The organism is Pseudoxanthomonas sp. 22568, from assembly GCF_052044485.1.
Taxonomy (GTDB): domain Bacteria; phylum Pseudomonadota; class Gammaproteobacteria; order Xanthomonadales; family Xanthomonadaceae; genus Pseudoxanthomonas_A; species Pseudoxanthomonas_A beigongshangi.
In genome coordinates this window covers 180,310-205,000 of sequence record NZ_JBQENC010000009.1, presented here as the reverse complement: position 1 = coordinate 205,000, position 24,691 = coordinate 180,310, and the positions used below count along the sequence as shown (strand labels likewise).

Here is a 24,691-nt window from a genome sequence, read left to right as displayed (position 1 = left end):
CGCGGTCGGACATCGCGCACTGTGTGCAAAGGCATAAGCGTGCTTGACTGCAAGAGCGACGGCTCAAGCAGGTACGAAAGTAGGACTTAGTGATCCGGTGGTTCTGTATGGAAGGGCCATCGCTCAACGGATAAAAGGTACTCCGGGGATAACAGGCTGATACCGCCCAAGAGTTCATATCGACGGCGGTGTTTGGCACCTCGATGTCGGCTCATCACATCCTGGGGCTGTAGTCGGTCCCAAGGGTATGGCTGTTCGCCATTTAAAGTGGTACGCGAGCTGGGTTCAGAACGTCGTGAGACAGTTCGGTCCCTATCTGCCATGGGCGTTGGAAGTTTGAGAGGGGCTGCTCCTAGTACGAGAGGACCGGAGTGGACGAACCTCTGGTGTTCCGGTTGTCACGCCAGTGGCATTGCCGGGTAGCTATGTTCGGAAGCGATAACCGCTGAAAGCATCTAAGCGGGAAGCGCGCCTCAAGATGAGACTTCCCGGGGCACAAGCCCCCTGAAGGAACCATGTAGACTACGTGGTTGATAGGTCAGGTGTGTAAGCGCTGCAAGGCGTTGAGCTAACTGATACTAATGATCCGTGCGGCTTGACCATATAACCTCAAGTGGCCTTGGACTCGACGGCAGCGTCGATGAGAATCCAATGCCCGCTACGTCACAAGACCCTATGTGAGACAGGCGCCTCATCCCTTCGGATGGCGACGCTCCAACCGTCTCCCTGGTGAAATTAGCGCTGTGGTCCCACCCGTTCCCATCCCGAACACGGAAGTGAAACGCAGCTGCGCCGATGGTAGTGTGGCTTAAGCCATGCAAGAGTAGGTCATCGCCAGGGGCTTTACCCCAAAACCCCCAGCCAATTGGCTGGGGGTTTTTTCTTTTCCGCTGATCGCCAACAATCGGACTTCCTAACAGAAAGGGGATCCGGGGAATGAAGCGAAGTGTTCTGGCCATCGCCCTAGGCGTGTCATTGGCCGCGCACGCATGGGCGGCAGGCAAAGAAGTTACGCCGGCCAAGGTGCGGCAGGTGCACGATTCGGCGCTGGTGCTGGATACGCACCTGGACACGCCGGCGAATTTTTCGCGTCCCGGTTGGAGTATCCGCGATCGCCATGATCATGACGGTGACCAATCGCAGGTGGATCTGCCTCGAATGAAGGAAGGTGGCCTGGACGGCGGATTCTGGGTGATCTACACCGAGCAGGGTTCACGTGACGAGGCCGGCAATCGCGCCGCTCGCGACCACGGCCTGACCCGACTGGTGGAGATTCGTGAAATGATCGCCGCCAATGCGGCCGATTTCGAATTGGTCTCGACCGCCGCCGACGCCGAACGCATCGCCGCCTCGGGCAAGCGCGTTTCCTTCATCAGCATGGAAAACGCCTCGCCGCTCGCCAGCGATCCGAGCCTGCTGGAGCTCTACCACAAGCTCGGCCTGCGCATGCTGGGGATCACCCATGTCAAGAACAACGACTTTGGCGATTCGTCCACCGATGCCGCGGGTCCGCAATGGAATGGCCTGAGTCCCAAGGGCAAGGCGCTGGTGGTTGAGGCCAACCGCCTGGGCCTGATTCTGGACGCATCGCATGCGAGCGACCAGGTCTTCGATCAGTTGCTGGAGCTTTCCAAGGCGCCGATCGTGCTGTCGCACACCAGCGCTGACGCGGTGTTCGATCATCCGCGCAACATCGATGATGCGCGCATCCGCAAGCTGGCGGCCAAGGGGGGCGTGATTCACGTCAACGCGTATGGCGGCTATCTGATATCGATTCCCAAGCATCCGCAGCGCGAAGCCGCGCTTGAAGCGCTTTCGCAAAAGTATGGCGAGGAAAGCGGGCGAGACGAGGCGAAGGTCCAGGCCTATCTGAAGGAGCGCGCAGAGATCGACCAGCGATTCCCCGTGCCGCAGGCCACGTTCGAGGATTACATGCGGCACCTGCTGCATATCCTGAAGGTGGCGGGTCCTCAGCACGTCGGGATCGGAGCGGACTGGGATGGCGGTGGCGGTGTGGCCGGCATGGAGGACGTCTCGGCGTTGCCGAAGATCACCGAACGCCTGCTCAAGGAAGGCTATAGCGAGGCCGACATCCATGCGATCTGGGGAGGCAACCTGCTTCGCGTGCTTCGTGCGGTCGAGGCGGTAGCCGAGCCTGCGCAGCGATAGCCTGAGCAACTCCCTTCCATCGAAAGCTAACCACGCGAACAGGCTTCGCAAGGGACGTGGGCGTGCAGTAGCGCGCCCACGGAAGTGTTGCTGGTCGGTTGAAGCAATCACGGACCCGCCTTGAGGCAGGTCATCGAGCACGGCGAAGGTGCCATCGCGGGCGCAGCGTCGTGCTTTTTCCGACGTGACCGTCACGCGGCCGTCCGTGCCATCCGCACATTCTTCAAGCCTCAGTGTCCGCGGCACGACAGGCGAGTGGAGGTCGTGCGAATTCCGTCGGCTTGGCGGCGAAATGAGCGCCAATGGATCGTCTACCCGTCAAACAGCATGATGGGTAGGCCGCTCCGCGTTGTCGGAGCCATTCTCAGTAGAACCGCCCGGGATGCGGATTCAGGCGCGATGACTCGTCATTGAACGCGAAGCATCACCTCCGGCTGCCTTTTCGGAAATGTCCGATTCCTGCGGTGAGTCACATTGGGTGAAAGTGTAGTCCGCGACACGGAAGTCGCGGTCGAAACATCAGCAGACATTTCCTGGACGCTCTCTTTCCTGGCCACGGGAACCACGACCTGGGCCTGCCTCAGGTGCGGGTACCGTGCCCGCTGCGAAATCTCTCCGACAGACCCATGCATATTGCACATCCCGCCGCCGATACCGTGGCGCACGTCCGGACCGGGCGGGCGGCGGGTGGTCGTGGGGCGGCGATGGCGGTGCGGAAGCGTTGTTGCGCAAGACTGTCACGCCGTGTCCTGCATGCGGGTGCGGTCGCGCTGATCGTCTCAATTCCGTTTTTTCTAGGCCTGGGCTGGCACCACATCCAGTGGATGATGGCCGGGCAGCAGGAGGCCGACCACGGGCGCGCCGTGATGTCGAAGCTCGAGGCGATGCTGGACCAGGTTCATTCCACCGTGGATGCGAGCCTGCCGCTTGCCGCCGGCGACTGCGTGGAGGTGGTGGATGCGCTGCGGCTGAAAGCGGCGGCCTTGCCACAGGCACGATCACTGGTCCTGGCCCGTGATGGAATGGCCTATTGCAGCACCCTGTATGGCGAAATCGCCGTGCCGACCGAGGCGATGGGGCTTTCCGATGATGCCGTGACGCTGGTCGCCGGGAACGAGGTCGCGCCGGATCGCCCCTTGCTGCTGTATCGCCTGGCGCGAGGACCTCATGATGCGATCGCCGTGCTGGATGCGTTGCACGTCCGCCACTCATTCCAGGAAGGCCGCGAATCGGCCTGGGTGGTAGGAGCGAAGCGGCTGGAGCACGCTGGCGGGATTCGTGTACTGTCGCCGGATGCCGACGCGGAATCCCGTCTGGTCACGTCGTCGCGCCATCCGGTGGCGATCGCTTCGGATGCGGGTGACGAGCAGGCGAAGCATTCCCGGGGCCCATCCTCCGCAGCATGGCTGCTGATGGCGCTGGCCGGAATGCCAATGGGCTATCTGTTCCATCGCTGGACGATTCGCCGCCGGGCCTTGAAGCGGGAATTCCAGCGAGCGGTCCGGGATGGCGAGTTCGTTCCTTTCTATCAACCGATCGTGCGCTGCGCGGATCGGAACTGGGCGGGTGTGGAAGTGCTGGCACGCTGGGAGCATCCCGGGCGCGGCCTGCTGGCTCCGGACCGCTTCATGCCGCAGCTGGAGCATTCCGATTTCCTCCTGCCGATGACCGCGGGACTGATGTCTCGCGCGGCGCGGGAACTGGCCGGCATGTTGTCGCTGCTGCCGGCGGGATTCCATGTCGCTTTCAACATCACTCCCGCGCATCTGTCCGCGCGTTGGCTGCCCGAACACTGCCGGCGCTTCCTTGCCGCGTTTCCATCCGGGCGGATCGCGCTGGTCCTGGAACTGACCGAGCGTGAGGGTGTCGTTCCGGACGCCGATGTGCTGGCCGTCCTCGACGAAGTCAGGCGACTGGGCGTGCGCATCGCGCTGGACGACTTCGGCGTCGGCCATTCCAATCTCAGTCACCTGCAGGAGCTCCATGCCGACCGGCTGAAAATCGATCGGGGCTTTGTTACCCGATTGCCGGATCCGGATGGCATCACGCCGATACTGCGGACCATCCTGGATCTGGCCGAACGCCTGGACCTGGACGTGGTGGCGGAAGGCGTGGAAATCCCCGCCCAGGCGGATGCCCTGGCCCGCCACGGCGTGGCCTTCCTGCAGGGGTACCTGTTTGCCCGGCCGCTGCCGGCATCATTGCTGCCAGGCACGCTGGCAAGTCGTCCGCCTTGGTTCGGCGACGCTCGGGGAATGTTGCAACCTATTGATATGAGAGGAAAAATGACCAAGCAAATCGCAGGTGGCCGGAAGCCCGCTCATGGTTCCGTTTCCCTTACGGAAGCTGAATGATTTCCGCCCATCGTTCCACTGTCGGAATGATGGGGAACTCTTTTACCGGTTAGCAGTCGAACAACCCGACTGCTAAGATGAGCCCCATGAGCCAGAACACTGCTGCCACCGCCCTGGTGGCGAACAATCTCCCCATCCCCAGCGCGCTCGGTTCGCTCGAGGCCTATATCGGCGCCGTGCACCAGATTCCGGTGCTCACGGTCGATGACGAGCAGGCGCTGGCGCGTCGCTTCCGCGACGGTGAAGATCTGGACGCCGCCCGCGAGCTGGTGCATTCGCACCTGCGTTTCGTCGTGCATGTCGCCCGCGGTTACAACGGCTATGGCCTGCCGCTGGGTGACCTGATCCAGGAAGGCAACATCGGCCTGATGAAGGCGGTGAAGCGCTTCGACCCGGACATGGGCGTGCGCTTGGTGAGCTTCGCGGTGCACTGGATCCGCGCCGAAATGCACGAGTTCATCCTCAAGAACTGGCGCATCGTGAAGGTGGCGACCACCAAGGCGCAGCGCAAGCTGTTCTTCAACCTGCGCAAGTCCAAGACCCGCCTGGGCTGGATGAACGCGGAGGAAGTCAGCGCGGTCGCCAAGGACCTCAACGTGTCCGAACGCGAAGTGCTCGAAATGGAATCGCGCCTGTCCGGTCGCGACATCGGTTTCGATGCGCCTGGCGACGAGGACGATGATCATGCGCCGCCGTCGCCGGTGAGCTACCTGATGGCGGGCGATGAGGATCCGTCGCAGGCCTACGAGCGCGCCGACAGCGAGGACAACCAGCTGGAACTGCTGCGTGAAGGCCTGGCGGGCCTGGACCAGCGTTCGCGCGACATCATCAAGCGCCGCTGGCTGGATGCCGACAGCAAGATCACCCTGCAGGAACTGGCGGACGAATATGGCGTATCCGCCGAGCGCATCCGGCAAATCGAGGCCAATGCGCTGAAGAAGATGAAGGCGCTGTTCGCCGCCTGACTTCGGGGCGCTTCGATGAAACAAGCAACGGCCCCGGAAGCGGGGCCGTTTTGTTTTGTTTGTCCACGCTGCGTGCTCCATCGATGAGTGAAGGACGCGGTATTCCGCGCAAGAACCGGATGGTGACGCGACGTTGCCGGGAGGATGCTGCACCTCCGCCCCCTGGACCTTCCGTCATGGCCTACCGAATCACTGGACTCTCTCCCGACCTGTTCACCCATCTGTGGGCACTGGACGACGCGGCGCTGGCCGCGCAGTCGATACGGCGCGTGGTCGCCGACAAGGATCGGGGTTTTCCCTGCCGGGTTTCGCTGGACGATGCGCGGAGCGGCGAGACTCTCCTGCTGTTGCCGTTCCAGCACCATGGGGCGGCGGGTCCGTACCGGGCGAGCGGTCCGATATTCGTACGCCAGCAAGCGACCCGGGCGGCGGTATTCGAGGATCGGATTCCCGAGGCGTTCCTGCGCCGCCTGCTGTCGGTCCGCGCCTACGATGCGGATGGCTGGATGCAGGCGGCCGAAGTCGTGGAAGGTACGCAGCTGGAACCCCTGATCGCGTCCTTTTTCGAGCGCGAAGACGCGGCGTACCTGCACGTGCACAACGCGCGTCCCGGCTGTTTCGCCGCGCGCGTGGATCGTCACTGATCCGAAGATGTCTTGTCCGGCGCGCCGAAGATGATGCGTGCGCCGCGCTGGTAGCTCCAGTAGGCCCAGGCCCAGTTCAGCAGCACGATCAGCCGGTTGCGGAATCCGATCAGGAAGAATACGTGGGCGGCCAGCCAGAACCACCAGGCCAGCAGGCCGGACAGCTTGAGTCGGCCGAAATGGACCACCGCCGCCATGCGGCCGATGGTGGCGAGGTTGCCGAAGTCCCGGTAGCGGAAAGCGCTGGTGGGCTTGCCGGCCATTCGTGCGCGGATCATCGCCGCGATGTGGCGCCCCATTTGCTTGGCGGCGGGCGCGACGCCGGGGACGGGCCGACCCTGGCTCTGCACCGCGGCCAGATCACCACCGACGAAGATGTCGGGATACCCGGGAACACTGAGATCGGGCTGCACGACCACGCGCCCGGCACGATCCAGCGGGACATGCAGGGATTGCGCGAGTGGGGAAGCCGCGACACCCGCCGCCCAGACCACCGTCCTGGCGGGCACGAAGGTATCGCCGAGCTGGTAACCCGCCTCGCTGATGGCGGTGACCGGAACGCCGGTGCTGACTTCCACCCCCAGCTTTTCCAACTGGCGACGCGCGCGCGCGGACAGATCTTCGGGGAAGGAGGCCAGGACACGCGGACCGGCTTCGATCAGGCGCACGCGTGCCTCACCCGGGTCGATGTTGCGGAATTCGTTCTTCAGCGTATGCCGCGCGATCTCCGCCAGCGTGCCGGCCAGTTCCACGCCTGTGGGACCGCCGCCGACGATCGCGAAGTTCAGCCAGGCGGCGCGGCGTGCCGGATCCGGCTCGGCCTCGGCCCGTTCGAATGCCACCAGCAGGTGGCGCCGCAGGTATAGCGCATCGTCCAGCGTCTTCAGGCCGGGAGCGTGCTTGGCCCACTCGTCGTGGCCGAAGTAGGCATGGGTGGCGCCGGTGGCCAGCAGCAGGTAGTCATAGCCCAGGGAGCCGGCATCACCCAGTTGCAGCCGGCGTGACTGCGGGTCCACCCGGGTGACCTCGGCCAGTCGCACTTCCACGTTGGCCTGGCGGCGCAGGATGTGGCGCAAAGGCGCGGCGATGTCGGGTGCGGACAGGCCGGCGGTCGCCACCTGGTAGAGCAGCGGCTGGAAAAGGTGATGGTTGCGGCGATCGATCAGGGTGATCCGCACCGGCGCCTTGGCCAGCGCCCTGGCCGCCCACAAGCCGGCGAAACCCCCGCCGATGATGACGACGTGGGGAGGACGGGAAGCGCTCATCGAAGCCCTCCGCGGGCGTGCGCGGCGCAGGAATGATGCCGGACAGGCGCCGACGGCAACGTCGACGGGAGGAGAGCGACGGTATCCATGCAGGGAATTCTGGCATGGACGCGGGCATACGCAAGACGGAAGCACGCACCCGTGCATGCGCGGGTCATCCCGGTCCAAGTTAGACTTGGCCGCCGGAGCCGACAAATGTGCGACGGTGCAGGGGGAATGATGCAGCCACAGCCGATCACACTGGATGCAGTGTTGGTCATCGAAGACGATCCTGTCGTTCGCCGCCGGATTTCACGGCTGGTGGCCGGGATCGCCGAACCGGACGCGCGGATCGTGGACGTCGATTGCCTGGCGTCCGCGCGGTCGAGCCTGCGGGAACACCCCTTCGCGCTGGCGCTGGTGGACGTGCAGTTGCCGGATGGCAGCGGCATAGACCTCATCGCCTGGATGCAGCAACACGCACCGGGCACGCAGGCGGTCATCGTGTCCGCCTGGGCGGAGGAGGAAATCATCCTCGCGGGCGTGCGGGCGGGTGCGGTCGGGTATCTGCTGAAGGAGCGCGATGACGCCGAGATCCTGATGTCCCTGAAAAGCCTGCGTGAAGGCGGTGCGCCCATCGATCCGATGATCGCCCGCCGCATCCTGGCGCTGCTGCCGGCGGCCATGGCGGCGCCCGCCGCCTCGACCACACGAGAAGCGCGACAGGAGGCTTCCCTCTCCGATCGCGAGCGCGAAATCCTGGGATTGGTGGCGCAGGGGTTCAGCAATCGCGAGATGGCGGATCTGTTGTCGCTGTCCCGTCTCACCATCGAATGCCACACCAAGAACATCTATCGCAAGCTCGCGGTCGGCTCGCGCACGGCGGCGGTCTTCGAAGCCCGGGCGATGGGGCTGCTGCCGTGAGATTGCATGGACGTGTCTGCATGCTTCTGTGGTGCCTGCTGTGGTCCGGATTGGTGGGGGCGCAACCGGTCCAGATGGTGACGATCGATCGCGCCGAGGCGGTGCGTTCCGGTTGGCAGGAATCCGCGCCGCCGGACAGTGGCTGGGAGCCCGTGCAACTGGTCGATTTCTGGGACACGCGCTGGCCGGATCATGATGGCGTCGTCTGGTATCGGTTGCGATGGCAACAGGCGGATACCCGCCAGCCCATCGGCCTGCTGGTGAACTACATCTGCCTGTCAGGCGCGATCTACGTCAACGGCAATCTGGTGGCGCGCGACCCGAGTCTTATCGAGCCGCTTTCACGTGCCTGGGTGGCGCCGTATTACCAACTGATTCCGGCGGCGCTGCTGCGCCAGGGCGAGAACACCCTGATGGTGCGGGTTTCGGGTCTTTCGGCCTACCAGCCCGGATTCGGTACCGTGACAGTGGGCGAACCCGCTGCCGTGCAAGCGTTGTATCGACAGGAACGTTTCGCGCGCCACGACATCAAGTTGATCAACGTCGCCATGAGCGTGGTGATGGGCGGCCTGTTCCTGATGTTGTGGCTGTTCCGTCGCCAGGATTCGGTCTACGGCTGGTTCGCCCTGTCGGAGCTGGCGGGATCGCTGTACGGCGCGAACTACATCGTTTCCAGTCCCTGGCCGTTCACCACCACCGACGGCTGGCAGGCGTTCGTAGCGGCGATGTACCTGGTGACCGGCGCGAGCTACACGATGTTCCTGTTCCGCTACGCGGAGCGGCGGTTTCCGCGCATCGAGACGATGATGGCGCTGGCGAGCGTGGCCGCGGTCGCAACCGCCCTGCTGGCGCCGGGCTGGATGGGACCGGCGCGCACGCCGTGGATCGTGCTGGGAGGCCTGTTCTTCTATCTCGGCATCGGCTACTTCCTGGCGCAGGCGTGGCGGCGGCGGCGGATCGATTTCCTGGTGCTGGCCGCTTGCCTGCTGTTGCCGGTGCTGGTGTCCTTCTATGACTTCGCCCTGTTCTTCGGCTGGGTGCACAGCGACACCTATCTGCTGAGCCTCACCTCGGTGTTGACGCTGATCGGCATCGGTTTCGTCCTGTCCCACCGCTTCGTCGCCGCGATGCGGCGCATCGAAGGATTCAACGAGGAGCTGCAACAGGAAGTGGCGGCGGCGACGTCGCGGCTGTCGGACACGCTGTCGCAGCAGCACGCGCTGGAGCTGGCGCATGGCCGGGCGGGAGAACGCCTGCAACTGGTGCGCGATCTGCACGACGGTTTCGGCGGCACCCTGGTGGGCGCCATCGCCCAACTGGAGAACGCACCGGAAGACACGACCAAGGCGCAGATCGTGGGCACGCTGAAGGAGATGCGTGACGATCTGCGGCTGGTGATCGACAGCACCGCGCGGGAGCAGGCGGCGCTGGCGGCGCAACTGGCGCCGCTGCGGCACCGATTGGGCCGATTGCTGGAAACCGCCGATATCGACAGCCGGTGGCAACTGGAAGGACTGGACGGCATCGAACTCGGTCCCGCGCGCAGCCTGGACCTGATGCGGCTGTTGCAGGAAGCGCTGACCAACGTGTTCAAGCACAGCCGGGCCCGCCAGGTGAATGTCCGCCTGGCGAGGGCGGATGACCGGTTGCAGTTGCATATCGAGGACGACGGACAGGGCTTGGCGGGCGAGGGCGATGGGTTGGTCCCCGGTGCCGGGCTGGGCAGCATGCGGGCGCGCGCCCAGCGCCTCGGCGGGCAGCTCCGCATCGAATCGAACACCGGGGGAACCCGGCTGCGGCTGGAGTTTCCACTGCTGGCCTGAGCCAGGCCTGCGCGCGTCGACAGGGGACTACCTGATTCCGGGGATGTCCGATGCGGACGACGGAGGGCACGCTCTTGCGCGCCCGGGAAGACGAGACGTCTTCCGGGGAAACCGTCCGTCACGCTGGAGCGCCCCCATGGATTCCGTCCACTCTGTCCGCCGCCGATTCCCGACGGTTTCCGTTCTCGTACCCGGGGTCTGCGGCGTACTTCTGGCTGCGGCCCTGGTGCTGCCGATGCCCACGGCGTTCGCGCAAGCGACCGGCGGAACCGGAACCGAGCCCTGCACCCAGAATCCCGGCAGCCAGGACATTGCATGCGGCACGGGGAGTTCCGCGAGCAATGCTGGCCAGCCCGGTCCTAATCAGCCTGGCTGGACCAGCTCGGCCGGTGGTGCCGGTGGCACCGGCAACACGGCCATCGGCAACGGCGCCCAGTCGGGCAACGGCGGCACGGGCGCCAACGGCACGGCGGGCGGCAACGGTGGCGTGGGTGGAACCGGGGGATCACGCAACATCGCGATCGGCCAGAACAGCCAGGCCGGGTTGGGCGGCGGCGGCGGCGAGGGTGTCGCGGGGGGCACAGGGGGCATGGGGGGGAGCGGCGGCAATGACAACATCGCGCTGGGCAACAACAGCGTGGCCGGATCGGGAGGGAATGGCGCTGACATGTGCTGCGGCTTCCCTGGGGCAACCGGGACAGCGGGAACGAATGGCAACACCGCACTCGGGAATGGCGCCAGCGCCACGGGTGGCAATTCGGTGGCACTGGGTGCCGGCAGCAACGATGGCGGCGAGGCGAACGTCATCTCGGTGGGATCCGCATCATCCCAGCGCCGCGTGACCCATGTCGCGGCGGGCACCGGCGCGAACGACGCGGTCAATGTTGCGCAGATGAACAGTGGCAATGCCGCGACACTGGCCTCGGCCAATGGCTATGCCGACGCGCGGGAAGCCGCTGTCCGCAGTGACATGGCGGCGGGCAACGCCGCCTCCCAGGCTTACGCCGACAACGCGACCGCGAACGCGTTGACGGCCGCCAACAGCCATGCCGACGCGGGCGATGCGCAGACGTTGAGCGCGGCGATGAGCCATGCCGACGCGGGCGATGCGCAGACGTTGAGCGCGGCGATGAGCCATGCCGATGCGGGCGATGCGCAGACGTTGAGCGCGGCGATGAGTCACGCCGATGCGGGTGACGTACAGACGTTGAACGCGGCGAGGAGTCACGCCGATGCGGGTGACGTGCAGACGTTGAACACGGCGAGGAGTCATGCCGACGCGGGTGACGCGCGGACATTGGATGCCGCCCGCGAGCATGCCGATGCCGGCGATGCGGCGACGCTTGCCTCCGCGAATGCGTATACCGATGCCCGCTTCTCCGAACTCACCGGACTGGCGGACGATTTCGAGGCTTTCCGCGGCGACGTGGATCGTCGCATCAACCAGATGGATCGCCGGATCGACAAGATGGCCGCGATGAGCGGAGCCTATGCCGGCATGGCCATGAACACCGCCGGTCTCGCGGGCCGGAACCGGGTCGGCGTGGGCGTCGGTTCGCAAGGCGGGGAACAGGCAATGGCGATCGGCTACCAGCGCGTGGTCGGAAACCGCGCCAGCGTTTCGATTGGCGCGGCGTTCGGCGGCGGCGAGAAGAGCGTATCGGCCGGCGCGGGATTCAGCTGGTAGCAAATCGGAACGGGATGCACGGGCGGGCACTCCACATTTCGGCTGGAGAACACCCGGCGGGCATGGCCGCCAGGAGGAGATATCCCGGGAAACAACGCGCGGACAGGTTCGTGATGACGCGGCCCTGGCGCAGGCCGGGAACGGGCGCGGCGCGCCTGCCGATCGCGGGTGTCGGCGGTATTGGCCGCCGGCAGGAAAAATTCCCGTTCTTTCCTCCATGCAATGCGCCATGCCGAAGAACTTCGCTACCATGCACGCGGCCTCTTTGCCGGGTCGTGATGGAGGGGCGATGGGAGACGACCTCACCCGCCTGCTGCAGGGCTGGCGTGCCGGCGACGCGATGGCGCGGGATCGCCTGTTGTCCGACGTCTACGACACCCTGCGCGAAATGGCTCGGATGCGCTGGCATCGGCATGGCGCAAGCCACACCCTGCAGCCGACCGCCGTGGTCAACGAAGCGATGCTGCGCCTGCTCGGCAACGAGATCGACTGGCAGGACAGGGCGCATTTCTTCGCGATGGCGGCACTGAAGATGCGTGCGGTGATGGTCGATCACGCGCGCGCGCAACTGGCCGAGAAACGTGGCGGTGAAGTCGCGGTGCTCACGCTGTCGCACGCCGAATCGGTCGCCGGCAACGAGGCGTTCGACGTGCTGGCGCTGGATCTGGCGCTGCAGCGGCTGGCCCGTCGGGATCCACGGGCGGCCCAGGGCCTGGAAATGGCCTATTTCGGTGGCATGGAACGTGACGAAATCGCCTGTGTGCTGGGGGTCTCTCCCTCTACCATCGACCGCGACCTGAAAGTGGCCAAGGCCTGGCTGCGCAAGGAGCTGGCCTGACCGGCCATGCGGCCCCACGGGGGAGACGATGGAATCCGTGCACTGGGAGTCGTTGCGGCACCTGTTCGAATCCGTCTGCGATCTGCCGCCCTCCCGATGGCGGGAGGAGCTGGAACGCGTCAGCGATGATCCGGCCCTGATCGAAGAGGCGATGGCGATGCTGCGGGCGCGCACCGCCAGCTTCGAGCGCGCGCTGGAGCCTTTGCGCGATCTGCTGAGCGCCTCGCCGGAACCCGAACTGAGCGTCGGCGATCGCGTCGGCCCCTGGCGCCTGGTGCGCCGGCTGGCCAGCGGTGGCATGGGCACGGTGTTCGTGGCCGAGCGCGACGACGAATCGTTCCGGCAGTGCGTGGCGATCAAACTGCTGCGCAGCGCGCTCGCCGACCCCGCCCTGGTGCAGCGACTCATCGCGGAGCGGCAGATCCTGGCCGAACTCCGGCATGCCAACATCGCGCGCCTGTACGACGGAGGCACCACCCCGGCCGGGCAGCCCTATCTGGTGATGGAGTACGTCGACGGCATCGCCCTGGACGCGTATTGCCACGCGCACGGGCTGGATCTGGACGCGCGCGTCACGTTGTTCCTGAAGGTCTGCGACGCGGTGCAGGCGGCGCACCGGCAACTGGTGATCCACTGCGATCTCAAGCCCAGCAATGTGCTGGTTCGCGCGGATGGCGAGCCGGTGCTGCTGGATTTCGGCATTGCCCGCTGGATGGGTGCCGCCGGCGGTGACGATGCGGCGGGCTTCTGCACGCCGGCCTATGCCAGTCCGGAGCTGCGCAGCGGCGGCGCACCCGTGAATACGGCCAGCGATGTATTCAGCCTCGGCGTGCTGCTGGCGGAACTGCTGTCGGGCCAGCGCATCGAGCGTGGTCTCCACGACGCGTTCCAGCCCGTCGCCAAGCCCAGTGAAGCCGCAGCGCCGGATTGCGCCTGGCGGCGTCGCCTGCGAGGCGATCTCGACGCCATCGTGATGCGTGCCTGCGCGATCGATCCGGCGCGGCGATATCCCTCGGTGGAAGCGCTCGCCGGCGATCTCCTGCGTCATCGCGGCCACCAGCCGGTCAGCGCGCGCGCCGCGACGTTTCCCTATCGCCTGCGTTGCTGGGGGCGGCGCCACTGGCGCGCGGTCGCGCTGGCCGGTGCCGCGTCGGTGGCCGCGCTGCTGTTCGTCGCCCGCCTGGAAATGGAGCGTGATCGCGCGGAACGCGAGGCGGCCACGGCGGAACAGGTCAGCGACTTCCTGGTGGATACCTTCAATGCCGCGGACCCGCGCATGCGGGGCGCGAAGGGCACCGAAGAACCCACCGCGCGCAATGTGCTCGATGTGGGCGTGGCCAAGGTGGACGCCGAACTGGCGCAGAGTCCCGCGGTGCTGGCGCGCATGCGCCTGGTCCTGGGCCGCGCCTATGCCAATCTGGGCGAGCGCGAGCGCGCCGAAGCCATGCTCCGGCAGGCCGGCGAAGCCCTGCGGCAGCCTTCGCTCGGCCGCCCCGATCTGGCGGCGCAGGCCTACAGCCATCTGTCCACGCTGATGAGCAACCAGATGCGCGCCGATGACGCGCTGGTGGCCGCCGAGCAGGCACTGTCTCTGCGCATGGCGCACGATCGCACGCCGGCGGCACTCGCCGATTCCTACAACGTGCTGGGCCTGGCGAAAAAGACCGCGGTGGATTTCCCCGGTGCCCGGGCCGCCTACGCGCAGGCGTTGAAACTGCATCTGCAGGTGTACGGCCCGGACGCGCTGGAAACCGCCGGGCTGCTGCACAACATGGCATTGCTGTACCGCACGGAAGGGGATGCCGAAGCGGCCGAATCCCACTATCGGCGCGCGCTGGCGATCAAGGTGCGGCAGGCCCCGCGCAGCGTGACCCTGCACAACAGCCGGCAAGGGTTGGCGATGGTGCTCGCGTCACGGGGACGCTTCACCGAAGCGGCGGGGTTGTTGCGCGAGAACGTGGCGCTGGCCGAGGCGCTGATCGGCCGCGAGAGCGAGCGTGCCGCCGATACCGAAATGAAACTGGCGATGGTGCTGCAGCAATCCGGAGATTACATCGGCGCCGGCAAGCACTATCGCGAAGCCCTGGGCATCACCGAACGGGTCCTCGGCCGGGACAGCATCGACTATGCGGTGGTGGCCAGCCAGTTGGCGACGCTGGAGGAGCAGCGCGGTGATCTGGCGGCCGCCGAACCGCTGTACCGCGTCGCGACCGAGATACGGCGCGCGCGCCGGCCTCCCGGGGACCGCACCCGGGTCCGCAACGAGGTTTATTGGGCACGCGTGCTCGCGCGGATGGGACGGATGCCGGAGGCCAGCGCGCTGATGGAACGCGCGCTGCCCGCCTGGCAGGGATTCTTCGTTGCAGACAACGATTCGCCGGAGCGGATCAACACGCGGCTGGTCCAGGCCGAATGGCTGCTGCGAAAGGGCCTGTGGGACGAGGCGCGGGCATCGTTGCCGGATGTGCCGGCCGACAATCCCGCCGCGGCGCTGGAACGGCAGTCGCTGCTGGCCGAGATCGCCAGCCGGCGCGGTGCTCCGGAGGCCGTTGCGGAATGGAAACGCGCGGTGGCGATGTCCGCCGGCTTCACCGGCGCGGACAGCGCGGTGACCGCGCAGTTGCGCGTGCCGTATGCGGAGGCGTTGCTGGCCGCCGGCGACAGCGCCAACGCGCGACGCGAGTTGGCTAGCGCCGAGGCGCCATTGCGGCGACAGCTCAGTCCGCACGCCCAGGAACTGCAACGGATGGAGGCGGCGCGGGCGCGATTGTGACGTACCCGCATCCGCGGTGGCTCCGGGCCGTTGTCAAAAAAAAAGCGGGCGGCGCGATGAAGGCATGCGCCGCCCACACGCCGATCAGAGATCGACGCCGAAGCCGATGCCGGCCGATTTCTCGCTGCCGCTGAAAGCACCGCCCAACGAGAACGATGCGCGCTGGCCGATGCGGCGGCCATAGCCGACCGACAGCGCCTGTTCGCCACCCTGGAAGCCGGCGCCGACGGCGACACGGCCCCGCGGACTATGCGACCCGGCGGCATTGATCGCCATGTTGAGCATGGCGGACCCCATCGCGCCCTGGCGATCGATGCGCCGATCCTGATGCTGCAGGCGACGGTCGATGTTGTCGAAGCGGTCGCTGATCGTGCCCGCATCAAGGCCCACCAACTGCGCGATCTGGCTGTCGGTGTAGGCATTGGCTGCCGACAGCGTTTCGGCGTCGCCGGCTTCCATGTCGTCGCGGATGGCGGCTTCGCGGTTGTCGGTATAGGCATTGGCCGCGGTGCCGCCGGTGGCGACCGTGGTGTCGGTGTAGGCGTTGGCCGTCGCCAGGGTGGCCTGCAACTGCGACAGGTTGACCGCATCGGTGGCACCGGTGCCGGCGGCGACGTTGACGATGCGTCGTTCGCTGCCGACGCTGCCGATCGATACCGTGTTGGCTTGGTCCGCAATGGAGCCGGCGCCCAGCGCAACGGCGTTGTCGCCTTGCGTGGTGACCATGCTGTGTGCGCCCAGCGCGGTGCCGTTGGTGGCATGGATTGCCGACGCTGCGCCGAAGGCGCTGGTCGATTCGGCGTTTGCCTTCGCGCCCGCGCCGAACGCGCTGCTGTCCAGCGCGGCGGCTTCGGTGGATTCATCCGCCTGGCGGATGCCGTCGCCATTGACATCCCGCCATCCGCCCACGGCGGTGCCGTTCTCGCCGCCTGCATCGCTGTTCTCGCCAATCGCGACGGCGCTGCGGCCCGTGGCCGATGCGTCGTGGCCCAGGGCCGCGCTGCCGGCCCCGCCGGCCCGGCTGGAATAGCCCACGGCGGTGCCGTCGGCACCATCGGCGTAGCTATGTCCGCCCAGTGCCGTGCTGTCTTCGCCGGACGATTCGGCATAGAGACCCATGGCCGTGCTGCCGCTGCCGGACGATCGGCTGGAATAGCCCACCGCAATGCTGTAGTCGCCGGTCGCCACGCCCATCACGCCGATGCCGGCTTCGCCCGAGGCGCTGCCGGCGATGGCGAGGCTGGCCCAGCCGGAGGCGTTGGCGTTGCCACCCAGCGCGGTGGCGAAATCGTTGGTCGCCTGCGCGGCCGCGCCCACGGCGGTGGTTCGCTGTGCGCTGGCGATGGTGATTTCATCCAGCCCCACCAGGCCGTCGTTGTTGAGGTCGCGCCAACTGCCTATCGCGGTGCTGCCGTTGCCCGTGGCTAGGGCGCTCGTGCCCAGCGCGGTACTCTCGAACGTGGCCACGCTGCTGGCGCCGAGCGCGACGCCGCCCGCCGAAGCGCTGGCGTTGGTACCGCAGGCCAGCGAATTGCTGCCCAATGCGTTGGCGCCCGCGCCATCCTCGCCGGCGGTGGCCAGATCGCAGACGTCGCCGGACCAGGCCGGGGCGGCGATCAGGAAGGACAGGGTCAACGCCAGGCGGTGAAGGCGCGGGCGGGCGGGTGAAGCGGAACAAACAGATTGCCGGGTGTGCATGAACGCATCTCCATGGAGGGTGGGAAAACCGCGCGCCCGGGGCTTTCCGGGCGTGTCTGGTTCCCAAACCGCGTTCCATGGCGGGCGAGCGTCATTTTTTTTGCGAGGCTGGCGACCGGCACCTGTTAACTGCCCGCCCGCGCCTCGTTGGGCAGATGGCGGCGGTGTGCGGAAAGACTGTTTTTAAGGCTGGATGCCCGGCGCCGCGCTTGTCGGCTCAGTAGAGGTCCAGCGGATCCACGTCCAGCGACCAGCGCACCCGGCGTGCTTCAGGCAGCGCGTGCAACAGCGGAATGACGGCATCGAGCAGGCGATGCAGCAGGCGTCGCTCGGGGGAGGACAGCACCAGTTGCATGCGGTGATAGCCGGCGCGTCGCGGCATCGGCGCCGGCAAGGGTCCGTGCAGTTCCAGCTTCGGATCGTGTTCGCGCAGCAGTTGCCGCGCGGCCAGCAGGAATGCCTGCGCCGCGTCGACCTGCTGGGCTTCCGCGCGCAACAGCGCGAGATGGGCGAAAGGAGGAAAGCCGGCGGCTTCGCGCTGCACCAGCTCGGCATCGGCGAAGGCGTGGTAGCCGCCCTGGATGAGCGTGTTGAGCAGCGGGTGATCCGGATGGTGGGTCTGCAACCAGACCTCGCCGGGCTTGTCCGCGCGTCCGGCGCGTCCGGCGACCTGGATGAGTTGTTGCGCCAGGCGTTCGCCGGCGCGGAAGTCGGCGGAGAACAGGCCCTCGTCGATGCCCACCACCGCGACCAGGGTCAGGTGCGGCAGGTCGTGGCCCTTGGCGAGGATCTGGGTGCCGACGAGGATGCCGGGCTGGTCGCCGAGCGTGTCCAGGTGCCGCGCCAGCGCGTCGCGGCGCTGGGTGGTGCTGCGATCGATGCGCAGCACCGGCACCTCGGCGAACGCGCCGACCAGGTGTTCCTCCAGCCGTTCGGTGCCGATGCCCTGCGGTTGCAGGGCCAGCCCGCCGCAGTCCGGGCATGCCAGCGGCACCGGCTGGCGCGCGCCGCAATGGTGGCATTGCAGCCGGCGCCCGCCGGCATGCACCGTCATCGAGGCGTCGCAGCGTTTGCAGTGCGCGCTCCAGCCACAGTCATGGCACAGCAGCACCGGCGCGTAGCCGCGCCGGTTCTTGAATACCAGCACCTGGCCACCGGCTTGCAGGGCCTGGCGGATGGCCTGTTGCAGTTCCAGCGACAGGCCGGCTTCCAGCGCGCGCTTGCGCACGTCCAGCACGCGCACGCGCGGGGGCTGCGCCTCGCCCGCGCGGCGGCGCAGGCGCAGGTGCCGGTAACGGCTGCTGCGGGCGTTGTGCAGGGTTTCCAGCGACGGCGTGGCGCTGCCCAGGATGATCGGCACGTCCAGCGCCTTGGCCCGCACCAGGGCGAAATCGCGGGCGTGGTAGCGGATGCCGTCCTGCTGCTTGTAGCTGCCGTCGTGCTCTTCGTCGACGATGATCAGGCCCGCCTCCGGCAACGGCGTGAATACCGCCGAGCGGGTTCCCACGATCACCCGCGCCTCGCCGCGCGCGCAGGCGCCCCAGGTGCGCGCGCGCTCGTTGTCGTTGAGGCCGGAGTGCAGCACGTGCACCGGCACGCCCAGGCGGGTGCGGAAGCGCGCCAGGGTCTGCGGGGTCAGGCCGATCTCGGGTACCAGCACCAGCGCCTGCCGGCCGCGCGCCAGGCAGGCGGCGATGGCGCCCAGGTAGACCTCGGTCTTGCCGCTGCCGGTGACGCCGTCGAGCAGGAACGGGCAGAAGCCGTTGCCCTCGGCCAGCGCGTCGGCCGCCTGTTGCTGTTCTTCGTTGAGGGTGGGGCCGGGGCGGGGTGTGGCTTCGCTGACGCCGGGCGGGGCCGGAATCCGTTCGGCGAGCTCCCGCCCGGCCAGGGTGCGGGCCGCATCGCGCCACTGCTCCATGCGGACGGCGAGCCGGTCCTCCGGCTGCGGCCCGGTGGATAGCCATTCGGCGAGCTGGCGCGGACGGCTGCCCGCGCGCAGGCGCGGCAGGGCGGTGAGGCCGGCTTCGGTCAATCGCCACTGCCAGGCCTGTTCGGCGGCGGGCACCGGCTCGCCCTGGCGCAGGGGCGCCGGCAGGGCGGTGGCGAACACCTCGCCCAGCGGCGCGTGCGTGTAGCGCGCCAGCCAGCGCAGCGAGTCCAGGAGTTCGCCGCGCAGCAGCGGGGTGGCGTCCAGCCATGCGTGGGCCGCCTTCAGTTCTACCGTCTCTTCGGCCGGTCCGGTGTCGGCCACCCAGCCCACCAGTTCGCGGCTGCCGAAGGGCACGCGCACGCGCCGGCCCACGTCCGCGGCCGAAACCGTCGAGCCCGCCGGCGGGCGATAGTCGAACAGTCGGGGCAGCGGAACGGGCAGGGCGACGCGGAGAATTTCGGGCGACGGCATCTCCGCAGTTTAGCGAGCCGGTCAAGCGCTGCGGGTCGGATGGGGTTGCGGGATCAATCTGTCAAAAAAATGACGAAGTTCACGCAAGTACGTGTGAGTCAAAGAGATTCCGGCTTATCCACACGAGCTGTGGATAAATCTGTGCATGTCGCCATTGCTCCACGCGCCGATGACCCATTTTCGGGCCTCGGCTGGTGTTTGGTGAAAAAAACGCCAACGCAACTTTTTCCTTTTGAATCAGCAATTTAATTGTGAAACCAAGTTGAAATGTGACGGTCGCCCACCGTCGGCCGGCGGGTCATGACATTCGCGTGACCGCTGTGCACAACGCAAATCGGCGAAAGCCTTGCGGCGCTTGGGAGAGCAGGATTCCAAGCGGTGTCAAGCGTCCGGAATCACCTTCGTGGCCGCTATGATTCGCGGCGATGAGCCCGCGCTTCCATGACTGATCCATCGCCGTCCGCCGTCCCGGCGCCCGCCGCCCTGGCGGCTTTCCTGCGGGGGGTCGAACGCCGCGGCGCGCTGTTCGCGCAGCTCCAGTGCGGCGACGCCGAGCATGGCGATGCCGCCCTCGCCACCGCGATGCGGGCTTTCGCCGCACAGGCGCCGTCCCAGCCCATGGCCGACTGGCCACGCGGTTTCTGGCAGAAGATGATGGCGTCGCCGGCCCTCCATCGCCCGCCCGCGGGCGCGCGCTGGCCAGGCGCGGTCGCCCATCTGGCCACACTGGCCCCGGAGGATCGCCAGGCGCTGCTGAGCCGGCTGGCGGCCGGCCTGCCGGAAGACGAGGCGGTGGAAGTGCTGGGCGTGGACATGACCCGCTACCGCGCCGCACTGGCGGCGGCGTGTCCCACCGACGCCGCCGGCCAGCCCGACGCCGCCGGCTGGCGCGCGCTGGCCGAGGCGATCCAGCAACAGATGCGGGACCTGCCTCCCGAGCGTCTGGCCCGGTTGGCGCGATTGCGCGAAGCCGCGCTCAGGCCCGAGGCGCCCGTATCCCGGTCTCCGCGACCGGAAACGCAGGTACCGGTGGCACCGGCAACCACCAGGCCCCGGGCCGTCGCCGCGATGCCCGTCCGCGGGCGCTGGCGACGCTGGGCGGTGATCGCGATCGTGCTGGCCTGCGCCGGGGGACTGGCGGTGACCTTCCTTAATCCGCGCGGGCTGTTCGGACGCGGCGGCGACTCGCTGGAAGAGGTCGGCCGCACCGGCCTTGGACTGGCCGAGGAACCGGATATCGAGCAGGAGGCGCTGCCGCCCGCCGAAGCCGCCGCGGCAACGGTGGCGGCCGACCAGGTCCTGGCGCTGCATCCGGATCTGGATCTGCTGCTGGATCCGGAAAGCGAAACGCTGTCGAACGACGCGGCCTTCTATGCGTGGTACCTGGCCGGAACCCGCCAGCCACTGCCCGCGGGAAAAGCGGCTGATGGCGCCATTGAAGCCGGTGCCCAGGAGGAAGGCCGTGACACGACGTTCTGAGCGCCGCGCGACGCTGCTGGCGCTACTGGTGGCGGGCGCGGCCTGGTGCGGCCATGCGCAATCGCCGTCGACGGAAACATGGCTGGCGGAACGGCAGGCGCGCTGGTCCGCGCTCGCACCCGCGCAACGCGCCCAGGCCGCCACGCGTGCGCAGGCCTGGGACGGGCTGGCGCCGATGGAGCGTGAACGCCAGCGGGGGCGCTACCTGGCCTGGCGCGCGCTGGACGAAACGCAGCGCGCGCAACTGCGTGCGGCCGCGCAGGCGTTCGCCGCCCTGCCGGCGGAAGAACAGGCACGCCTGCGTACGCTCTACGACAGCCAGGACACCCTGCAGCAGCGGGGCTGGGCACTGGGGCTGGAACTGGGCGCGGACTGGCCGCGTCTGCAGCCGCTGTTCGCCTATGTGCCGGCGGCCGAACGCGATGCGCTGCTGGCCTTGCTGCGGCAACTGGACGCGACCCAACGCGACGATCTGGCGGCGCTGGCGCAGCGTATCCCGCCACAGGAGCGCGCCGCGTTCCGGCAAGCCTTGCTGCGGGTGGAGCCGGCGCGTCGAGGCGACTGGCTGCACCGGCGCCGCAATCAGTAACGCCTGGCGCGGCGCGACTCAGTAGCGGGCGGCGACGGCGAGAATCCGCCGGCTCGCGCGCACCTGTTCGCCGAAACGGGCAATGCCTTCGGCCCGCATGCGCGGTGCGTGATCGCGCAGGTAGGCATCGAGCGCGGCATGGTCGGCCAGTCGATAGCGCACGCAGCGCGCCACCCATCCGGACCCGGCGGGCGGATCCCGCCGATCCAGGATTTCCGCTTCCAGGAATCCCGCGAAACCGAGCATCTCGCGGACGTGCGCGTCCAGCCAGCGCGCGTGGGCCTCGGCGATGTCCGCGTCGATGGCGAGATCGACTTCGTAGATGATCGTCATGCGTTGATGAAGCTGGTAAGCAGGACGAACGTCGCCGCGAAACTCACCAGGAACAGGTAGACCATGCCGACGGCCAGGTACTTCAGCACCGTCAGCCACCAGGCCTGTCCATAGACCCGCTTCTGCATCAGCAGCAGGTAGATCGGCATCCACCACCACAGCACGAACTGCAGCAAGCCGGTGACGCTGGAGAACCAGCCGGCATGCGGGGTGATCCATTCGTCCAGCGCCATCAGCACGAAGATGCCGAGCAGCGCCAGGCACAGCCACGCGTGGCTGTAGAGGGCGACGACCAGATGCTCCAGGTACAGGCGGCCCGAACCGAGGTAGGCGATCTTTAGGAACACCGCGAAGATCGGGACCATGAAGAACAGCGCGGTGGGAATGGATTTGAGCCCGGCGTTCTTGAACAGCTCCGGATCCTTCTGGAAGCGCTCCCAGTTCTCTTCCGCGCGCTGCGCCTTCTTCTTCAGCCAGCGGTCGAGAAAACCCTTGGGTTCGGCCTGCGTCGCTTGATCCCTGTCCGCGACAACGAAGGAGGGAGAGGCCGCGGATGGGGCGTCCCCGGTGGAGGAATCGGGCGTGAGCCGGATGCCCGGCGGTGCGTTCGACGGCGCGTTGGTCACCTCGGGTGCCGGCGTGGCGGCGGGTCCGGTGGCCTCCAGGGGCTGCAGCAGCGAAGGGTGGGTGGGATCCAGCTCGGCGATGCGTTCCCGCGCCTGTTCGCGCAGTGCCTTGATGCTGCGATCGAAACCGGTGCTGGCGCCGGGGATGTCGCCGACCGCCGCCTTGCCTTCGAGCAATCCGCGAATGGCTTCGTCGCGCTGGCGTTCGACTTCGGCGACGGTCGTCACTTCCTCGAAATTGCTCTTGACCACCGCGTCGGACGAGGGTTCGCCGATGTGCACGGCGAACTGGGCGATGAAGAAGGTCAGCACGCTGACGATCACGAACAGCCGCAGTGGCGCGACGTAGGGCGCGCGGTGCCCGGACAGGTAGGCGTTGGCCAGGCGGCCCGGCGCGCACAGCGCACGCAGGGTGCGGAAGATGCGCCCGTCCAGATGCCAGAAGGATTCGAACACTTCCTCGATGGCGTGGCCGGCATGCCGCAGGGGATTGTGCGATGTCTGCCCGCAGCGATGGCAGAACTCGCCCTGCAACGGCGTGTCGCAGTTTTCGCAAGTGGCGGGTGCATGGTCGTCTTGACGCAAGGCGTCGGTCTGGCTGCTCATCTGCGGTTGTGCTTCCCCTGGCGCGAGCGGGTAAGATACCGGCCTCCCGTGACCCGGTGCCAGCGCGCGACCGCGCGACCGTAGTCCGGCGGTCTCCCCCATGTCCTCCACCGTCTCCCATTCGCCGCGTTTCGGCGATGAGGTCCGCGCTTCCGCGAAACTTGCCCTGCCGCTGGTGCTGGGCCATGTCTCCACCGGCCTCATCGGCTTCGTCGACAACGTCATCGCCGGGCACCACGGCACCCAGACCCTGGCCTCGGTCACGGTCGGCACGGCCCTGCTATGGCTGCCGATGATGGTGCCGATCGGCACGCTCATCTCGCTCACCGCGTCGGTGTCGGAACTGGATGGCGCGAATCGCCGCGACGAAATCGGGCCGCTGTTCCGCCAGGCACTTTGGCTGTCGCTGGGCCTGGGCCTGCTGATGTTCGGCTTCCTCAGCCTGGCGCCCTACGCGCTGGGCGCGTTCGGCATCGCCCCGGACATCATTCCCGGCGCGACCGGTTTCCTGCATGCGATCCGCTGGGGCGTGCCGGCGCTGACCTTCTACTTCTGCATGCGCTATCTCAGCGAGGGCATGCACTGGACCCTGCCGACCATGCTGCTGGGCTTCGGCGGCCTGCTGGTGCTGGCGCCGGTCGGCTACGTGCTGACCTTCGGCAAGTTCGGCCTGCCTGAAATGGGCGCGGCCGGACTCGGCACCGCCTCGGCGATCACGATGTGGGTGCAGGCCAGTTGCTTCGCGCTGTACCTGTGGAATTCGCGTCGCTTCGCCCACCTGAAGCTGTTCAGCCATTTCGAACCGCCGCGCTGGGCCGCGATCGGGCAGCTGCTCCGGACCGGCCTGCCGATCGGCATCACGGTGTTGATGGAGGGCAGCCTGTTCATCGTGACCGCGCTGCTGATCGCGCGGCTGGGCGCTGTGTCCGCCGCCGCGCACCAGATCGCCATCAATGTCGCCGCGCTGTGTTTCATGGTGCCGATGGGCGTGGCCGAGGCCACCACCGTACGGGTTGGCCATGCGCTGGGTGCCGGCGATCCGGCCGGCATCCGCCGGGCCGCGCATGCCGGTTACGCGATCGTGCTGGCCACCCAGGCGCTGTCCGCGCTGGTGCTGTTGTTCGGCCACGACGCGGTGGTGTCCCTGTATACCCAGGACCTGGCGGTGGCGGCCCTGGCCGGCACGTTGCTGCTGTACGCGGCGGCCTTCCAGTTCCCGGACGGCATCCAGGTGCTCTCGGCCGGCGCGCTGCGCGGGTTGAAGGACACCCGCGCGCCGATGTGGCTGGCGATGTTCTCCTACTGGGGCCTGGGCATGCCGCTGGGCGCCGGTTTCGGGCTGTGGCTGGGTTGGGGTCCGCAGGGCATGTGGCTGGGCCTGATCATGGGCCTCACCGCCGCCGCCATCAGCCTGGGCTGGCGCTTCAACCGCAGCAGCCGGCGCCTGCTGGCAGCGGACGCGACTTGACCGACATTGGCGCACGGTGACTAAAGGGGCATGCCGCCCCGGGGGCCGACCCGTTAAGCTGGCCCCAGGA

At 67.5% G+C, this 24,691-nt stretch carries 17 protein-coding genes and 2 rRNA genes (1 of these 19 cut by a window edge); 14 read left to right on the top strand and 5 right to left on the bottom strand.

Going from position 1 to position 24,691, the window contains the following annotated elements; translation table 11 throughout:
• From ACTJI2_RS13310 to ACTJI2_RS13285, 6 genes are all read left to right on the top strand, one after another.
• Positions 1–603, top strand: a 23S ribosomal RNA gene (locus tag ACTJI2_RS13310) (it extends 2,276 nt beyond the left edge of the window).
• 122 nt (positions 604–725) lie between these two features.
• Positions 726–840, top strand: a 5S ribosomal RNA gene (gene rrf / locus ACTJI2_RS13305).
• Positions 841–936: 96 nt separating this feature from the next.
• Positions 937–2,169, top strand: a complete 1,233-nt coding sequence (locus tag ACTJI2_RS13300; protein ID WP_440842404.1) for a dipeptidase — start codon at positions 937–939, stop codon at positions 2,167–2,169.
• A gap of 626 nt (positions 2,170–2,795) precedes the next feature.
• Positions 2,796–4,523, top strand: a complete 1,728-nt coding sequence (locus tag ACTJI2_RS13295; protein WP_440842403.1) for an EAL domain-containing protein — start codon at positions 2,796–2,798, stop codon at positions 4,521–4,523.
• An 86-nt stretch (positions 4,524–4,609) separates the two neighbouring features.
• Complete coding sequence (rpoH, locus tag ACTJI2_RS13290; RefSeq protein WP_183639575.1) at positions 4,610–5,488, top strand: RNA polymerase sigma factor RpoH; 879 nt, start codon at positions 4,610–4,612, stop codon at positions 5,486–5,488.
• A 176-nt stretch (positions 5,489–5,664) separates the two neighbouring features.
• On the top strand, positions 5,665–6,132 hold the full coding sequence (locus ACTJI2_RS13285; protein ID WP_440842401.1) for a DUF1203 domain-containing protein: 468 nt from the start codon (positions 5,665–5,667) through the stop codon (positions 6,130–6,132).
• Here ACTJI2_RS13285 and ACTJI2_RS13280 read toward each other — a convergent pair.
• A complete protein-coding gene (locus tag ACTJI2_RS13280; RefSeq protein WP_440842400.1) occupies positions 6,126–7,397 on the bottom strand; it encodes an NAD(P)/FAD-dependent oxidoreductase in 1,272 nt (423 codons plus the stop codon). The genes ACTJI2_RS13285 and ACTJI2_RS13280 overlap by 7 nt on opposite strands.
• A gap of 195 nt (positions 7,398–7,592) precedes the next feature.
• On the opposite strand from ACTJI2_RS13280, the gene ACTJI2_RS13275 reads away from it, so the two are divergent.
• From ACTJI2_RS13275 to ACTJI2_RS13255, 5 genes are all read left to right on the top strand, one after another.
• Positions 7,593–8,300 carry a response regulator transcription factor gene (locus ACTJI2_RS13275; RefSeq protein ID WP_225562546.1) on the top strand — a complete coding sequence of 236 codons (708 nt, stop codon included), beginning with the start codon at positions 7,593–7,595 and terminating at the stop codon, positions 8,298–8,300.
• A gap of 20 nt (positions 8,301–8,320) precedes the next feature.
• On the top strand, positions 8,321–10,123 hold the full coding sequence (locus ACTJI2_RS13270; RefSeq protein ID WP_440842399.1) for an ATP-binding protein: 1,803 nt from the start codon (positions 8,321–8,323) through the stop codon (positions 10,121–10,123).
• 136 nt (positions 10,124–10,259) lie between these two features.
• Positions 10,260–11,810, top strand: coding sequence for a YadA-like family protein (locus ACTJI2_RS13265; protein ID WP_440842398.1), 1,551 nt, complete (start codon positions 10,260–10,262; stop codon positions 11,808–11,810).
• 289 nt (positions 11,811–12,099) lie between these two features.
• The gene (locus ACTJI2_RS13260) at positions 12,100–12,648 is read left to right on the top strand and encodes an ECF-type sigma factor (protein ID WP_183639569.1); all 549 of its coding nucleotides are present in this window, start codon (positions 12,100–12,102) and stop codon (positions 12,646–12,648) included.
• A gap of 28 nt (positions 12,649–12,676) precedes the next feature.
• Positions 12,677–15,421, top strand: a complete 2,745-nt coding sequence (locus ACTJI2_RS13255; RefSeq protein WP_440842397.1) for a tetratricopeptide repeat protein — start codon at positions 12,677–12,679, stop codon at positions 15,419–15,421.
• An 84-nt stretch (positions 15,422–15,505) separates the two neighbouring features.
• Here ACTJI2_RS13255 and ACTJI2_RS13250 read toward each other — a convergent pair whose 3' ends face one another.
• Together ACTJI2_RS13250 and ACTJI2_RS13245 are read right to left on the bottom strand one after the other, a co-directional pair.
• Entirely contained in the window at positions 15,506–17,119 is a 1,614-nt protein-coding gene (locus ACTJI2_RS13250) for a YadA-like family protein (RefSeq protein ID WP_440842396.1), read from the bottom strand.
• Between the two features lie 217 nt (positions 17,120–17,336).
• Entirely contained in the window at positions 17,337–19,520 is a 2,184-nt protein-coding gene (locus tag ACTJI2_RS13245) for a primosomal protein N' (protein ID WP_440842395.1), read from the bottom strand.
• 441 nt (positions 19,521–19,961) lie between these two features.
• Here ACTJI2_RS13245 and ACTJI2_RS13240 point away from each other — a divergent pair, with 441 nt between their 5' ends.
• Positions 19,962–20,999 (top strand): hypothetical protein, encoded by a 1,038-nt coding sequence (locus ACTJI2_RS13240; RefSeq protein ID WP_440842394.1) that lies wholly within the window; start codon positions 19,962–19,964, stop codon positions 20,997–20,999.
• Positions 20,983–21,588 carry a DUF3106 domain-containing protein gene (locus ACTJI2_RS13235; protein ID WP_440842393.1) on the top strand — a complete coding sequence of 202 codons (606 nt, stop codon included), beginning with the start codon at positions 20,983–20,985 and terminating at the stop codon, positions 21,586–21,588. The genes ACTJI2_RS13240 and ACTJI2_RS13235 overlap by 17 nt, the downstream gene beginning before the upstream one ends.
• Before the next feature lie 18 nt (positions 21,589–21,606).
• On the opposite strand, the gene ACTJI2_RS13230 is transcribed toward ACTJI2_RS13235, so the two are convergent.
• Positions 21,607–21,921 carry a DUF4286 family protein gene (locus tag ACTJI2_RS13230; protein ID WP_440842392.1) on the bottom strand — a complete coding sequence of 105 codons (315 nt, stop codon included), beginning with the start codon at positions 21,919–21,921 and terminating at the stop codon, positions 21,607–21,609.
• Entirely contained in the window at positions 21,918–23,153 is a 1,236-nt protein-coding gene (locus ACTJI2_RS13225; protein WP_440842391.1) for a DUF3667 domain-containing protein, read from the bottom strand. Before ACTJI2_RS13225 ends, ACTJI2_RS13230 begins: the two co-directional genes overlap by 4 nt.
• Positions 23,154–23,253: 100 nt before the next feature.
• Here ACTJI2_RS13225 and ACTJI2_RS13220 point away from each other — a divergent pair, with 100 nt between their 5' ends.
• The gene (locus ACTJI2_RS13220) at positions 23,254–24,621 is read left to right on the top strand and encodes an MATE family efflux transporter (protein ID WP_192199499.1); all 1,368 of its coding nucleotides are present in this window, start codon (positions 23,254–23,256) and stop codon (positions 24,619–24,621) included.
• Positions 24,622–24,691: the final 70 nt, after the last annotated feature.